The organism is Nitrosospira sp. Nsp2 (assembly GCF_003050965.1).
Lineage (GTDB): Bacteria > Pseudomonadota > Gammaproteobacteria > Burkholderiales > Nitrosomonadaceae > Nitrosospira.
Window position 1 is genome coordinate 150618 of sequence record NZ_QAOU01000003.1, and the last position, 13611, is coordinate 164228.

Consider the following 13611-nt stretch of genomic DNA (forward strand, 5'->3'; position numbering starts at 1 on the left):
CCCGAACAAGTTTCAATCCGAAGTGGAGGAATGATGCCATGACAACGGTTAGGCAATTACTGGAAGGCAAGGGACATGAAGTCGCAAGCATCGAGCCCGACAAGTCGGTGCATGATGCCATGCAGCTGATGGCTACAAGAAACATTGGCGCATTGCTGGTGCTACAGGATGGAAAAATGGCCGGTATCTTCACCGAAAGGGATTATTCGCGCAAGGCGTACTTGCTGGATAGGCTTGCGAAGGATATTCGGGTCAGCGAGCTCATGACACCGCAGGTCGCGTATGTCAGCCCCGACTATACCGCCGAGGATTGCATGGCACTGGTTACCGAGATGCGCGTACGCCACTTGCCCGTGCTTGAAAACAATAACGTCGTCGGCCTTGTTTCCATCGGCGATCTGGTCAAGGATTCGATTTCAGGCCAGCAATTTATTATCCATGAACTCGAACGCTATATTTACGGCGTCCGCGGACCGGGTTAGGCAGCGTAGCGGAGGCTCGGGTATTGCTGCGTTTGCGGCCAGGGGTCGGATGTTCGTGTATCAGGGGAACTCGATCACGCCTGCGAGCGACCACACTCCCATCAGCAGGAACAAGGCTGCCGCACCCCAGCGTGTCTTTCTCATATTGATCCGACCGGCAAGCGCCTCTCCAACCCAGACTGCCGGCGCGTTTGCCATCATCATACCGAGAGTCGTGCCGAGCACAACCGCCGTCAACTCATCGTAACGCGCTGCCAATGCAACGGTCGCTAGCTGAGTTTTGTCCCCCATTTCCGCCAGGAAGAAAGCGATGAGCGTGGTAACGAACGCTCCCGCAGCAAATAAAGGCGCATGCTCCTCAAGCGTATCCGGCTTGAGTGCCCACAAGCCGCAACCGATGAATGACGCCCCTACTATCCAGTTAATAAAATGAGAAGGAATCATGCTGGCGAGCCATGCTCCCACCGAGGCCGCCAACGCATGGTTGAGCAGCGTAGCGACAAAAATACCAGCCATGATCGGATAGGGCCGCCGTAGTTTCGCTGCGAGCACGAATGACAGAAGCTGAGTCTTGTCACCGATTTCAGCAATTGCGACAAGAATGGTGGAGGTAAAAAACGCTTCCACGATAGATTGACGGTTGCAGACCTGAGGGGCGTGAATTGTAGCGCGATTTGTGCATGAAGGCTGGCCAGATAGATCTGCATGAGTTATCGCACTGATACCAGACGTGTGCTCATATTGATGGGCATATTCAATCCCCTATTCTTCAAACAGCCTTGCGAGTAGACTCTTCCAACTCCCTTGTGGGCGAACTCTATAGAAATGAAGTCGAGTGGGTTTAAACGCCTCTGCCGCTATTTCTGAAAAAAATTTCGGGATTCCCCGCCGGACTTTCGTCTAAATGAACGGCTCCCACAAAAGTTGGTCTACGCCTACAACGATGAACGCAACTGATCTTCCACCTGACGTTTCATCCGCCTCCGAACGGACCAGCGAACGCGCCGAAATAAGCGCCGAAGCTAACCGCTGCGTCGCATGCGGCCTTTGTCTGCCGCATTGCCCCACCTACCGTATCACCTTGTCCGAGGCCGATTCACCGCGGGGGCGCATTGCCCTCATAGGGGGCGTCATGGGCGGCCGGGTTCCCATGAATGAGCGGTTTGCGCTGCATATCGACCGTTGTCTTACCTGCCGCGCCTGTGAGGCGGCATGCCCCAATCATGTGCGCTTTGGCCAATTAATCGACAACACGCGTGCGCTGATGGACTCGGAGCGTGATCTCCCTCGAGGAGATCCTGAGATGCGAAAAGCCGGACTGCAGGGATGGATCAAACGCGAGTTCATCGCTAAACCCGGGCGGCTTGACGCGCTGCGTCCATTTTTGCGTTTTTACCAGCGCAGCGGCCTGCAAAAATGGAGTCGCAAGTCCGGCATATTCGGCGGAACGGCGCTCGCCGTGCTCGAGGCGCAGCTGCCATTCATCGACACACCGGCTGCTTCATCCGGCATGGTGGATTCGCGTACCTGGCAGCCCGTTTATCCCGCTGTGGCGGAACCGCGTGGACAAGTCGGCCTCTTTCTCGGCTGTGTCGCCCGACTGACGGACGCTATCACGCTTAACGCGGCAATATTGGTACTCAATCGACTGGGTTACACGGTCCATGTGCCGCGCGCGCAAACCTGCTGTGGCGCCTTGCATCAGCACAGCGGCGACAGAACCACGGCGAAGCAGCTGGAGCTTCAGAACATTGCGGCCTTCAATGAGTTGAATCTGGACGCGATCCTTAGTACCGCGTCGGGGTGTGGCGTCCAGCTGCGGGAATACGGTTTATCGTCATTCTTGCAACCGTCCAGCTTACGTTCTCAGGTGCAAGACGACGCAGCTCAGGCCGGGCAATCCCGAAGGCCAGCCATAAAATTTTCAGCGAAGGCCATGGACATTGGCGCTTTTCTGGCGGCGGCTGAAGGATGGGATGAGGTAAAACTCGCTCCTTTGCCGCATAAAATTGCAGTACACGAACCCTGCAGCCTGCGAAATGTACTGCGAGGTTCGGCCCATGCATACGCATTGCTCGCGCGCATCCCAGGGGCGCTGATTACGCCCCTGGCGGGTAATGATCAGTGCTGTGGTGCCGCCGGAACATATTTTATTGATCAGCCGGAGATGGCGGCGCCGCTACTGCATGACAAGATGACCGCGCTAAAGGCGAGCGGCGCGCGTTACCTCGCCACATCCAACGTCGGTTGCGCCATGCACATCGGAAGTGCCTTGCGCCAAGCAGGCTCCGAGATCGAGGTCGTGCATCCAGTTACTCTGATATCGCGGCAAATGGGTATACAATTATAACAATTCCGCTTCATATTGCTTACGGGGGACTCCATGCCCAACATCGACAAATTCATCATTGGTTTTGACCATGCGCTACGCACATTGCTGACGCCTGCACAAACACTGCGGCCAGTGCCGGGAACTGAATTGCCCGAAAGCGAGTTGAACGATTGGGAGAAGCGTCAATCAACCGCCCTGATGCGCGTGAATCACGTCGGGGAGATTTGTGCGCAGGCGCTATATCAAGGACAGGCACTTACTGCGCACGATGCGAACGTACAGGAAACGCTGGCACAGGCAGCGCGTGAAGAAACCGAACACCTTGCCTGGACCGAGCGGCGGATTGCTGAATTGAGCGGACGCAAAAGCATGTTGAATCCATTATGGTACGGCGGGTCGTTCGCCATCGGCGCGCTGGCCGGCATGCTGGGCGATAAGTGGAATCTCGGATTTCTTGCCGAAACCGAGCGCCAGGTGGAGTCACATCTGGCTGGACATTTGAAGCGACTGCCGCACAACGATGGAAAAAGCCGCGCCATCGTCGCGCAGATGCAGATAGACGAAGCCGGGCACGCCACGACTGCGATGGCTCACGGTGGCGCCGAGTTGCCGTCGCCGGTGAAACTGATGATGAAGCTGGGCTCGAATGTAATGACGAGAACCGCCTACTGGGTTTAAGCCCGCCGCTGCTCGCCGATAAGTTGCCGCTGATCAGTTGTCCCTGTCGTTATCCCGTTTCCCGAACAACTGATCTTATTCCTCCACGATCTCAAAGTCGTGTGTCAGTTCGGCCGTCTTTGCCAGCATTATCGAAGCCGAGCAGTATTTTTCTGCAGAGAGGCTAATCGCCCTCTCAACCTGTCCAGCGTTCAGTTTTTTTCCTGTCACGATAAAATGAAAGTGAATGCGGGTGAACACCTTGGGTTCCCGAGGGGCTCGTTCAGCTTCGATTTCCACCACGCAATCGCTGATATCCTGGCGGCCCTTTTTGAGGATCATCACGACGTCGAAGGCCGCGCAACCGCCGGTTCCCATCAGCAACATTTCCATTGGGCGCGGTCCCGAATTCTTGCCGCCCGCGTCCGGCGGTCCGTCCATCAGCACCGTATGACCACTTCCGGATTTGGCCAGAAAGCTCGCTCCATCCTTCCACTTGATTCGTGCTTGCATGTGATTCCCCTCCCAAAAGATTCAGTCCCGTAAAAAATGGCAGATGCCACGGTTCCTATCGCGGAACTGGCCAGCGCTTACCTGAAATTCTCCGATTTTATCAGCTACCTCCACAAAGAGTGTTTGCGAGTGGCTTGCCTTACAGCACCGGTGGCTCGATTTATCCGGCAGAATAGGTCCGAATGTCATCGTCAATGCTTCCAGCCGTTCACAGCGAGTTCGCGGCTGGCATGAGCCTGTACCACCCCATGCCGATGAGTTCGTGGAAGAATAAATTGCTTTTTTGCAATGCCCCAGCTGCGGGAATGAGTACAAAAATGTTCGTTTTATGACGCGTTGTGTAGCCGGTAGCCGCGGGGCTGACCTTGAATCCGGCCTGTTCAAACTCTATTGCCGCTCGGGGCATGTGCCAGGCATGAGTGACGAGCGCGATATGGTGAACACCGTGGTCTTGTAGTATGGCAAAGCTGTTGTAGGCATTCTCACGCGTGTTGCGCGAAGCGGTTTCGATCCATTTCACCGGGACCTTGAATTCTTGTTCCAGCACGCGCTTCATTTGCGTCGCTTCAGCAGAACCATAGCCAGCAGGGTCGCCGCCGGTCGCCAATATTGGCTTGCCCGTGTGCCGGTGCAGCCATGCGGCGTAACGGATACGCTCCAGGCTAAATCGCCCCACTGTATTGCTACCATACTCCGGGGCGTCGTAGTACGTGCCGCCACCCAGCACGACAACGGCCTGGATGTCATTCTCCAGTGCCCTGCGGCTAGGGGTTGACTCCAGTGTCTGCAGAAGGGCGTCTGCGACGAGCGGGATGGACAGCAAATAAAGCAAAGCCAAAGCGGCTATCACCAGCGACTTGCCAAACCCTGGTCTGCGCCTCAGCAGCAGCACTCCTGCTGTGCCCAACAGAATGAGATTGAATGGCGGAAGCAGAAACGCGCTTGCCAAGTTGGTCGCAAACCAGCTCATGATCAACGCACCCTGAGGGCGCACTTCACCGGTATGACGCCAAGTTATGCGTCTCCCCAGCGTTATCGTGCGGCAGCCTTTTTTCCGTGGTTACAAATAAAAAGCCGGCGACATTGCGCCGGCTTTTTTGTGAATCAATTTCAAGTTACTTAAGCGTCAGAACCCATGCTGCCAGAACTTTGGCGTTGGCATCGCTAACTTGCGCATTCGGGGGCATCGGTACTGGACCCCACACGCCGTTGCTTCCTTTCTTAATTTTATCTGCCAGGTATGCTTCGGCTTTCGGGTCATCCTTATACTTGGCGGCAATGTCTTTCAATGCAGGGCCGACCAATTTCTTGTCAACAGTATGGCAGTTTGTGCAACCATTGGCTTTTGCCAAGTCCGCGTTTGCTTGCGCGGTGCCCACCATCAACAGGGCTGATGCCGCAACCATTCCCATCCAGACAGCTCTCATACTCACTCCTTTATCCGTTAATTATAGAAAGGGGCCCCTATCTTACCGTGAATTTCGCAGATGCGCAGCAATTCATGCACATCCGTAATCGCCGGTAAGCATTTAACGCCGTGGCAGACCCAGGCGTTGACAGTATTATTCACTCCTGCCGGTTTACTCAGACTCAGCGGCAGATCGATAAGTTCCAAAGGCAACGCAAACACAAGCGTATATGGAGAACCGACCCGAAGCGCGTCCTCCCATTCTTTCAACGCTTGCCCCGGACCACGCAGGATAACGAGCTGTGGTGGAAAGAGAGATTCCTCATGCGCTGTCAACAGGCTGCAACACGCACTGGGATAACGCGATATCGTGGGATAGAACAAGGCCAGGGTGCGCTCCGCCGCCTGCAAATAACGGGATTCGCCGAGAATATGTCCTAGCCTTTGCAACCCGGATGCGGCAATCCCGTTGCCGGAGGGTGTGGCATTATCATGGCCTGGCTTGGGACGGTGGATCAGTTTTTCATGGTCGTGGCTGGTAAAGAAAAAACCTCCTTCCGCGGGATCTTCAAATTGCTCCAATAACACATCGGCCAGCGCGACAGCAAATTCGAGATCAGCCCGGCGAAACTCAGCTTGCATCAGTTCCAGCAAGCCATTCAGCAGAAAGGCATAATCATCGAGATAGGCATTGAGATGCGCTTTGCCATCCTTGTAGGTCGCGAGCAGGCGATTGTTTTTCCATAGCGTGGTGCGGATAAAATCCACGGCGCGGGCGGCTGATTGAATCCAGTCGCGGCGACCGAATACCCGCCCGGCGTGCGCCATCCCGTTTATCATCAGCCCATTCCAGCTGGTGAGTATTTTTTCATCACGGCCCGGGCGCGCGCGTAATTCGCGTTGGCTGAAGAGGCTTTCCTGCGCCGACGCGAGTCTCTGTCGCGCTTCTTCAAGACTGATGCCGACAGCAAGCGCAACGTTGGCAATCGGTTGCGCAATTTCGAAGTTCCAATGCCTGTGTTCAAAGTTGGGGTGACTCGAAAGCCCATAGTAGAGAGCAACTACGGCATATTCCTCGGAAGGCAGAAGCTGCGCTACCTCACTGCGCTCCCACACGTAGAACTTGCCCTCCTCACCTTCAGAGTCTGCGTCCAAGGTTGAGTAATAACCTCCACCACTTGTGGCTTTTCCTGGTTCGTTTCCTGCCGGCGGCTGCATTTCGCGCATGACCCATCGGGCTGTTTCATCGACCACCCGCTCGAACATCGGATCGTGAGTGGCAAGCCAGGCATCCGCGTACAGCCGCAGCAGTGGTCCGTTGTCATAAAGCATTTTTTCGAAATGCGGAATACGCCAGTACGGGTCCGTGCTATAGCGGCAGAAGCCCCCGCCCAGTTGGTCGTAAATGCCGCCTTCGGCCATCTTTTGCAGCGTGAGGGTGGCCATGCGCAACGCGCCATGATTACGCGTGGCAAAGTAACGGCGCAGGCAGAATTCCAGTTCCGTGGGATGGAGAAATTTCGGCGCTTCGCCAAACCCGCCATTGGTGGAATCGAAGCGGTTCTCCAGTTCCACCAGCGCCTGGTCCAGCGGTTGCTCTGAAAAAGCGGGGACAGCGGCGCTTTTTGACGGCAGCATGTTCGCGAATGATTTCAGCAGCGAGGTGCCCTGGCGCTCGATATCCGCGCCGCGAGTATGATAGGCCTCGGCGACGCGCGGCAGCAGGTCGAGAAAACCTGGCAGACTATGCCGCGGCGTTTTAGGGAAATACGTGCCACCGAAAAAAGGCTTCTGGTCGGGCGTGAGAAACAGCGTCAGAGGCCAGCCGCCGCTACGCTGGGTAAGCATGTAGTGGGCGGTCTGGTAAATCTGGTCAATATCCGGCCGCTCCTCACGATCCACCTTGATGTTGATGAAGTCGCGGTTCATCGCCGCGGCAACTTCAGCATCTTCGAAGCATTCATGGGCCATGACATGGCACCAGTGACAGGCCGAGTAGCCGACGGAAAGCAATATCGGCTTGTTGCGCGCGCGCGCGAGCGCCAGCGCCTCGTCCCCCCATGGGTACCAGTCCACAGGATTGTCCACGTGCTGCAGGAGGTAGGGGCTTGTTTCGCTGGCAAGATGATTGGGCATGGTTTTACCCCGGCACGGACGAGTCAAGCCGCGCGTTAATCCGTCACGGCTCCCAGACTGGCGGTCGAAACCAGTTTGGCGTACTTGGCGAGGACGCCGCGCGTATAACGCGGCTGCGGTGGTGTCCATTCCGCGCGGCGGCGCGCAAGCTCATCCTCGGGAACATTGAGTTGCAGCAGCCTTTTCTCGGCATCGATAGTAATTGAGTCCCCCTCGTGCACCAGTGCGATGGTACCGCCAACGAAAGCCTCGGGTGCGACATGGCCGACCACCATCCCGTACGTCCCCCCTGAAAAACGACCGTCTGTAATAAGACCGACTGAATCGCCGAGACCTTCGCCGATCAGGGCTGAAGTGGGGGAGAGCATTTCGCGCATGCCTGGACCACCTTTGGGCCCCTCATAGCGGATAACGACCACATCACCCGGTTGGATCTGACGCGCGAGGATAGCCGCCATGCATGTTTCTTCCGATTCGAAAACCCTGGCAGGCCCGGTAATCTTTGGTGTTTTGACCCCGGTAATTTTTGCCACCGAACCCTCCGTGGAAAGATTGCCTTTGAGTATGGCGAGGTGGCCCTGGGCGTACATGGGATTGTCCCACTCCCGGATGACGTACTGATCCTTGCGCGGTGCCGACGGCACATCCTTTAGTATTTCTGCCACCGTCTCACCGCTGATTGTCACGCAGTCGCCATGCAACAGGCCATGTTCGAGCAGCATCTTCATTACCTGGGGGATGCCCCCGGCTTTGTGCAGATCGGTTGCAACATACCGTCCGGAAGGCTTAAGGTCGCACAAGACCGGGACTTTGCCGCGTATGAGTTCGAAATCGTCGATAGTCCACGCTACTTCGGCCGCATGAGCGATGGCCAGGAAGTGCAATACCGCGTTGGTTGAGCCACCGACCGCCATGATTACAGCAATTGCGTTTTCGATGGATTTGCGGGTAATAATGTCCCGCGGCCGCAGCTGCTTTCTAATGGCTTCAACGAGCACTTCCGCAGAGCGGGCAGCGCTCTCGCCCTTCTCATCATCTTCTGCGGCCATGGTGGAAGAGTACGGCAGGCTCATGCCCATCGCCTCGAAAGCCGAGGACATACTGTTCGCAGTGAACATGCCGCCGCAGGAACCGGCGCCGGGACATGCATGACGCTCGACTTCAAGCAGTTCCTTTTCATCTATCTTGTGCGCGGTATATTGCCCGACCGCCTCGAACGCACTCACAATCGTGAGGTCCCGCCCTTTGTAATGGCCCGGCTTAATGGTCCCGCCATACACAAAAATCGCGGGGACGTTCATCCGCGCCATCGCGATCATTGCCCCCGGCATGTTCTTGTCGCAACCGCCCACCGCAATCACGCCGTCCATGCTTTCCGCCTGCACCGCGGTCTCAATTGAGTCCGCAATTACTTCTCGCGAGACCAGCGAATACTTCATGCCCTCCGTTCCCATTGAAATCCCATCGGAGACGGTAATCGTGCCGAACATTTGCGGCATCGCGCCGGCTTTTTTCAGGGCGTGCTCCGCCCTTAGCGCCAGCTCATTCAATCCCTTGTTGCAGGGGGTGATGGTCGAAAAACCATTGGCTACGCCGACAATGGGTTTGTCGAAATCTGTATCACTGAAACCGACCGCTCGCAGCATGGCGCGGTTGGGAGAACGCTGCGCACCCTGGGTAATCGCCCGGCTGCGTTGGTTGTCTGGCATGTATGCTCCTAAAAATATCGAAAAACCTGAAGTGCCTCAATTGTCGAGGATTGAACAAAGGCTTGAATCTCAACCTAGCAGGGAAAGAAAGACCATTCAGAGGCGTCTTTTTCCATGCCCTCTAGGGCGCACGGGATCGCCGTATGTATAATTGCTCAGCGGCACCAGAAATACATATTCGTTACATCATTCCGGGCTTAAGCCGCATTTAGCCCAAGCCAACAGTATGCAGCCCGCAAGCGGTATGACATTTGTCGCTTCACCGGATCAACAGGTATTTTACCTCAAATAAGCGGAAGACCATGCTCGTCCATCCCCAATTCGACCCCATTGCCATCCATCTCGGCCCGCTTGCGGTCCGGTGGTATGGGCTCATGTATCTGTTGGGATTTGCCCTTTTCATACTGCTGGGTAGATACCGCATCAAGCAGAACCCCAGAGGGGCATTTACCACCAACATGCTCGATGACATGCTGTTCTATGGCGTGCTGGGGGTAATTTTAGGCGGACGCCTGGGCCACGTAATATTTTACCAGTTGGGCTATTACCTGCAGCATCCTCTCGAGGTCTTTGCCGTATGGCAGGGGGGAATGTCCTTCCATGGCGGGTTCCTCGGGGTGATCACCGCGATGGCAGTGTTGGCGCGAAAGTATAAGCTGCCGTGGCTGGCGGTAACGGACTTTATCGCGCCGTTGGTACCCTTGGGCTTGGGCGCGGGACGCATCGGAAATTTTATCAACGCTGAGTTGTGGGGGCGGCCTACCGATGTTTCGTGGGCCATGATCTTTCCAGATGTGGACGCGCTCCCGCGGCATCCATCCCAATTATATGAGTTTGCGCTGGAAGGGCTGGCCTTTTTTGTATTGATGTGGCTTTATTCGGCGAACCCGAGACCAGTCGGCGCGGTCTCCGGCATGTTCCTTGCCGGCTATGGCGTATTCCGTTCATTGGCGGAATTTTTCCGGGAACCGGATGATGGCTTTATGGGCGTGCTGACGTTAGGTATCAGTATGGGCCAATGGCTGTCACTACCCATGATCGTGGCAGGGGTGCTCATGATCGTTTGGGCTTATCGTACTCGGCCCGCGCCGCCCCCTGGGCGGGAGATTGCGGAAAAAGCGGGCAGACCAGCTGCCGCGCGGAAACGGAACCGCCAGTAGAAGCTCATGTCCTTGCGCCGTTCCTACACGATCATCGCACCGCTTTACGACGCCTTGCTTGCAACCGCGGGCGGCGGGTTGCGTGCAGCAAGCCTGGCGCAACTGCCACAGCAAGGGAGCCAGGACATTCTTATCAGCGGTATCGGCACCGGGCTCGATCTCCCTCATCTTCCACCAGGACATGCTTATACCGGCCTTGATCTCACGGCTGCCATGTTACATAGAGTAAAGCCGCGCATAAGAAATCTTCACATGAACCTGGTCCAGGGCAATAGCATGTCTCTGCCTTTCGCGGACGAATGTTTCGATCATGTCGTGCTGCATTTGATCCTTGCGATTGTTCCCGATGGACGCGCCTGCTTGCGAGAAACAGCGCGCGTATTGAAGCCGGGCGGCAGCGTGCTGATACTGGATAAATTTCTCAAGCCGAGTGAGACGGCATGGTTTAGACGAACGTTGAATCTTCTATCCCAGCATCTCGTTACGCGACTCGATGTCGTTTTTGAAGAAGTGCTGGCTGCTGTGCCGGAATTGAAGAGTGTCAGCGATACGCCGGTCCTGGGCCGGGGCTGGTTTCGCAGCATTCTTTTGATCAAGGCGGGATCGACCGGATGAGCAGCGTGATCAAGCTCATGCACCGTCTCGCCGTCTCTGGCGCCGGCCTGCTATTAGGGTGCGCCGTCCCCGTCGCGTGGTCTCTGGACGTGCAAAGCCCCGGGGCAGGCTGGGCCGAAGCCTACCGTACAGGAGAGCTTGTCATTTTTACCAAGGACGTGGAGAAGGGCCGCAGGATTGTCGCAATCGCCGAGGTGGAGGCACCGCCGGAGGTCATTTTTAATGTTGTCAACGACTTCGAAAATTACCCTGATTTCATGCCGTATGTAATCGAATCGCGCGTGCTTAGCCGTAACAACGACAGTGAAGTTGTGGCCTATAACCGGATTGCGCCGCCTTTCGTGAGCGAGCGGGATTATCCTCTGAAGTTCAGGATGACGCGGGGGACGCCCGCAAACAGCGGCGTGTTCCGCAGCGAGTGGACCGCGCGCCCTGACGCCGAGCCCGAGGTTAAAGGCGTGGTAAGGATCAGGCTTAACGAAGGCTCATGGGTCGCCGAACCGATCAGTGGAGGTACACGCACGCGGCTCACCTATACGCTTCTGACGAATCCAGGCGGTCTGATACCGGACTTTGTCGCCAATATGTCGAACACCGTCGCGATACCCAAGCTCTTCAAGGCTGTAATGACGCGCTCCATCGAGAAAGCGCGTGCGGAGAAATAAAAAAAAGGAGGCGTTCTCATTAGATCGCCGAGGCAAAATTGGTCGCGATAGAATAGGGGTGATGCACGCGGGGCCATGGGACATGGCGGCAGGGATCCGGTTTCCTGATTTCTACCAAAATTTGCGATGAGAGACGAAGCATGGAAAACAACAATAGTGCAAGGGTGCTGGCCAGGATAACTGCGCGCTCTGAGAAAATGACGAGCTGAGGTCCGTTTTGCTGCGCCATGTAGAGGAAACACGCAAAGAACGCGGTTGCGTCAGCTATCAGCTTTTTCAAAACGAGGCTGACCCGAGCGACTTCACCGTTGTTGAAGAGTAGGCAAATGGTTTGGCTATCGATAGCCATATGGGGAGCGCTCATGTGCAGAATGCTTTTGCCAAGGCTTTACCACTTGTTGCGACGGCGCCCGCAATCAACAGATATCGCGTTACCGGATAGCTGTGAACTGCTTAGGATGGCTAAACAGTGTTTGAGCTGAAAACTCTTTTGCTCTTCCTTGCTACAGCCATTGCGGAAATCGTGGGCTGCTACCTGCCTTACCTCTGGATCAAGCAGGGCCACAGTGCCTGGATTCTTATCCCGGCCGCCGCAAGTCTCGCGTTGTTTGCCTGGCTGCTTACTCTTCACCCGACGGCTGCGGGCCGGACCTATGCCGCTTATGGGGGCGTTTATATCTTCACGGCAGTGCTGTGGCTGTGGGCGATTGACGGCATCAAGCCTACGGCGTGGGATGTGGCAGGTTCTCTAGTGGCGCTCGCAGGCATGGCGATCATTATGTTTGGGCCGCGACAGGCCTGAGCGCCCCGTCAGACGGGGGTTATGTTGAGAAGTGTCGTAAGATTCAATCGTCAAGAGGTATCTTCCAGGCTGACAATGGTCAAAATTAATTTTTATACACAAAATGGTCCGGGCGGACTAAAAACTTGGGATTAGAGGAGAAAGTATATGATTGCAAAAACGAACATTGCATTGCCAGTTGTTCTGTCAGCCCTTCTTTTGGGCTGTTCCGCTATTCCTACCACACCGGGAGGAAAGACTGTCGAGCTTGTGACCGAAAAGCCGTCCGGTAATTGCAAGCCGCTGGGCGATGTCGTCGGCTCGCAGGGGAACTGGTTTACGGGGGACTATACATCCAATAAGAATCTGCTTATTGGCGCCAGAAATGATCTCCGCAACAAGGCGGCTAAAATGGGCGGAAACTACGTCTGGGTACAGGATTCAAGTAATACCAATGCATGGGGCAGCAAGGGCACTTCAAATACCACGGTATTAGGCGTAGTCTATCGCTGTGAGTAACGAAAAGGCCTTGAAGCAAAAATAGCTCTGACCCCATTTGAGCTTGATGTGGCGAGAAACAACGTGCCGGGAACTGGAGCATGTCCACCAAGGTTTACTACAACAGCGCCTGCCCCGTTTGCAATGCGGGGATCAAGGACCAGCGCCAGCGTATGGAGGCCTGCGGTGTCAAGGATGTTGAGTGGATCGATGTCCATACCCATCCGGAAGCGGCAAGGGAGGTAGGCGCTCCCTTGGAGCAGGTCCGCGAGCGCTTGCATGTCAAAGCCGAGGATGGCCGGCTCGACATTGGCGCCGACGCCTTCACCCGCCTCTGGCTGCAAACGCCCGGGCAGCGCTGGTTGGCGAAACTGTTGCGGTTGCCCGTCCTCAGACAGATCACATATCTAGCCTACAATGCTTTTGCCAAATTGCTCTACCATTGGAATCGTGCCAAGGGACATTGGTAGACAAAGGCCATCCCCAGTCCGGCCACAGGCAGAATTTTCCCGCTGTCGTCTGACTTCAACGCTATTGTGGAAGCAATGGCGGTAGGTGCTTTTGCACACAGCTGATATGTGGTCTATCCTGAAATTCAAAGGAAAATCTCGAATGATCTTTGAGTTCTAGCTGAATCCCATCCATGAACTAACCA

Annotated in this window: 16 protein-coding genes; 10 read left to right on the forward strand and 6 right to left on the reverse strand. The window is 55.7% G+C overall.

Translation table 11 applies throughout. The annotated features are described in order from the left end of the window. Positions 1-38: 38 nt before the first annotated feature. The gene (locus C8R31_RS08345) at positions 39-482 is read left to right on the forward strand and encodes a CBS domain-containing protein (RefSeq protein WP_107693624.1); all 444 of its coding nucleotides are present in this window, start codon (positions 39-41) and stop codon (positions 480-482) included. Positions 483-542: 60 nt separating this feature from the next. On the opposite strand, the gene C8R31_RS08350 is transcribed toward C8R31_RS08345, so the two are convergent. After that, on the reverse strand, positions 543-1112 hold the full coding sequence (locus C8R31_RS08350) for a TMEM165/GDT1 family protein (protein ID WP_375136129.1): 570 nt from the start codon (positions 1110-1112) through the stop codon (positions 543-545). A gap of 313 nt (positions 1113-1425) precedes the next feature. Between C8R31_RS08350 and C8R31_RS08355 the strand changes: the two genes are divergently transcribed. Together C8R31_RS08355 and coq7 are read left to right on the forward strand one after the other, a co-directional pair. Further along, positions 1426-2832 (forward strand): (Fe-S)-binding protein, encoded by a 1407-nt coding sequence (locus C8R31_RS08355; RefSeq protein WP_107693626.1) that lies wholly within the window; start codon positions 1426-1428, stop codon positions 2830-2832. Between the two features lie 33 nt (positions 2833-2865). Next, complete coding sequence (gene coq7 / locus C8R31_RS08360) at positions 2866-3492, forward strand: 2-polyprenyl-3-methyl-6-methoxy-1,4-benzoquinone monooxygenase (RefSeq protein ID WP_107693627.1); 627 nt, start codon at positions 2866-2868, stop codon at positions 3490-3492. 75 nt (positions 3493-3567) lie between these two features. On the opposite strand, the gene C8R31_RS08365 is transcribed toward coq7, so the two are convergent. The 5 genes from C8R31_RS08365 to ilvD all read right to left on the reverse strand — a co-directional run bounded on the left by C8R31_RS08365 (position 3568) and on the right by ilvD (position 9237). Continuing rightward, positions 3568-3984, reverse strand: a complete 417-nt coding sequence (locus C8R31_RS08365; protein ID WP_107693628.1) for an OsmC family protein — start codon at positions 3982-3984, stop codon at positions 3568-3570. Between the two features lie 208 nt (positions 3985-4192). After that, positions 4193-4954 (reverse strand): YdcF family protein, encoded by a 762-nt coding sequence (locus tag C8R31_RS08370; RefSeq protein ID WP_107693875.1) that lies wholly within the window; start codon positions 4952-4954, stop codon positions 4193-4195. A 145-nt stretch (positions 4955-5099) separates the two neighbouring features. After that, the gene (locus C8R31_RS08375; protein ID WP_107693629.1) at positions 5100-5411 is read right to left on the reverse strand and encodes a c-type cytochrome; all 312 of its coding nucleotides are present in this window, start codon (positions 5409-5411) and stop codon (positions 5100-5102) included. Between the two features lie 17 nt (positions 5412-5428). Further along, positions 5429-7528: a thioredoxin domain-containing protein gene (locus C8R31_RS08380; RefSeq protein ID WP_107693630.1), complete on the reverse strand. Its 2100-nt coding sequence runs from the start codon at positions 7526-7528 to the stop codon at positions 5429-5431. Positions 7529-7563: 35 nt separating this feature from the next. After that, positions 7564-9237, reverse strand: coding sequence for a dihydroxy-acid dehydratase (gene ilvD, locus C8R31_RS08385; protein ID WP_107693631.1), 1674 nt, complete (start codon positions 9235-9237; stop codon positions 7564-7566). 302 nt (positions 9238-9539) lie between these two features. Here ilvD and lgt point away from each other — a divergent pair, with 302 nt between their 5' ends. From lgt to C8R31_RS08420, 7 genes are all read left to right on the forward strand, one after another. After that, positions 9540-10397, forward strand: a complete 858-nt coding sequence (gene lgt / locus C8R31_RS08390; protein WP_107693632.1) for a prolipoprotein diacylglyceryl transferase — start codon at positions 9540-9542, stop codon at positions 10395-10397. Between the two features lie 6 nt (positions 10398-10403). Beyond that, positions 10404-11012, forward strand: coding sequence for a class I SAM-dependent methyltransferase (locus tag C8R31_RS08395; RefSeq protein WP_107693633.1), 609 nt, complete (start codon positions 10404-10406; stop codon positions 11010-11012). Next, positions 11009-11677, forward strand: a complete 669-nt coding sequence (locus C8R31_RS08400) for an SRPBCC family protein (RefSeq protein WP_258192636.1) — start codon at positions 11009-11011, stop codon at positions 11675-11677. The genes C8R31_RS08395 and C8R31_RS08400 overlap by 4 nt, the downstream gene beginning before the upstream one ends. Positions 11678-11894: 217 nt before the next feature. Beyond that, entirely contained in the window at positions 11895-11999 is a 105-nt protein-coding gene (locus tag C8R31_RS16760; protein ID WP_219907486.1) for an antibiotic biosynthesis monooxygenase, read from the forward strand. A 147-nt stretch (positions 12000-12146) separates the two neighbouring features. Beyond that, on the forward strand, positions 12147-12479 hold the full coding sequence (locus C8R31_RS08410) for a YnfA family protein (RefSeq protein ID WP_107693634.1): 333 nt from the start codon (positions 12147-12149) through the stop codon (positions 12477-12479). A 147-nt stretch (positions 12480-12626) separates the two neighbouring features. Beyond that, the gene (locus C8R31_RS08415) at positions 12627-12977 is read left to right on the forward strand and encodes a DUF4156 domain-containing protein (protein ID WP_107693635.1); all 351 of its coding nucleotides are present in this window, start codon (positions 12627-12629) and stop codon (positions 12975-12977) included. 80 nt (positions 12978-13057) lie between these two features. Beyond that, a complete protein-coding gene (locus C8R31_RS08420; RefSeq protein ID WP_107693636.1) occupies positions 13058-13426 on the forward strand; it encodes a DUF393 domain-containing protein in 369 nt (122 codons plus the stop codon). The last annotated feature ends 185 nt before the right edge of the window (positions 13427-13611 follow it).

Coding starts and splice junctions, on each gene's coding strand:
- C8R31_RS08345 (WP_107693624.1), top strand. CDS start 39: ATGACAACGGTTAGGCAATTACTGGAAGGCAAGGGACATGAAGTCGCA.
- C8R31_RS08355 (WP_107693626.1), top strand. CDS start 1,426: ATGAACGCAACTGATCTTCCACCTGACGTTTCATCCGCCTCCGAACGG.
- coq7 (WP_107693627.1), top strand. CDS start 2,866: ATGCCCAACATCGACAAATTCATCATTGGTTTTGACCATGCGCTACGC.
- C8R31_RS08365 (WP_107693628.1), bottom strand. CDS start 3,984: ATGCAAGCACGAATCAAGTGGAAGGATGGAGCGAGCTTTCTGGCCAAA.
- C8R31_RS08370 (WP_107693875.1), bottom strand. CDS start 4,954: ATGAGCTGGTTTGCGACCAACTTGGCAAGCGCGTTTCTGCTTCCGCCA.
- C8R31_RS08375 (WP_107693629.1), bottom strand. CDS start 5,411: ATGAGAGCTGTCTGGATGGGAATGGTTGCGGCATCAGCCCTGTTGATG.
- C8R31_RS08380 (WP_107693630.1), bottom strand. CDS start 7,528: ATGCCCAATCATCTTGCCAGCGAAACAAGCCCCTACCTCCTGCAGCAC.
- ilvD (WP_107693631.1), bottom strand. CDS start 9,237: ATGCCAGACAACCAACGCAGCCGGGCGATTACCCAGGGTGCGCAGCGT.
- lgt (WP_107693632.1), top strand. CDS start 9,540: ATGCTCGTCCATCCCCAATTCGACCCCATTGCCATCCATCTCGGCCCG.
- C8R31_RS08395 (WP_107693633.1), top strand. CDS start 10,404: ATGTCCTTGCGCCGTTCCTACACGATCATCGCACCGCTTTACGACGCC.
- C8R31_RS08400 (WP_258192636.1), top strand. CDS start 11,009: ATGAGCAGCGTGATCAAGCTCATGCACCGTCTCGCCGTCTCTGGCGCC.
- C8R31_RS08415 (WP_107693635.1), top strand. CDS start 12,627: ATGATTGCAAAAACGAACATTGCATTGCCAGTTGTTCTGTCAGCCCTT.
- C8R31_RS08420 (WP_107693636.1), top strand. CDS start 13,058: ATGTCCACCAAGGTTTACTACAACAGCGCCTGCCCCGTTTGCAATGCG.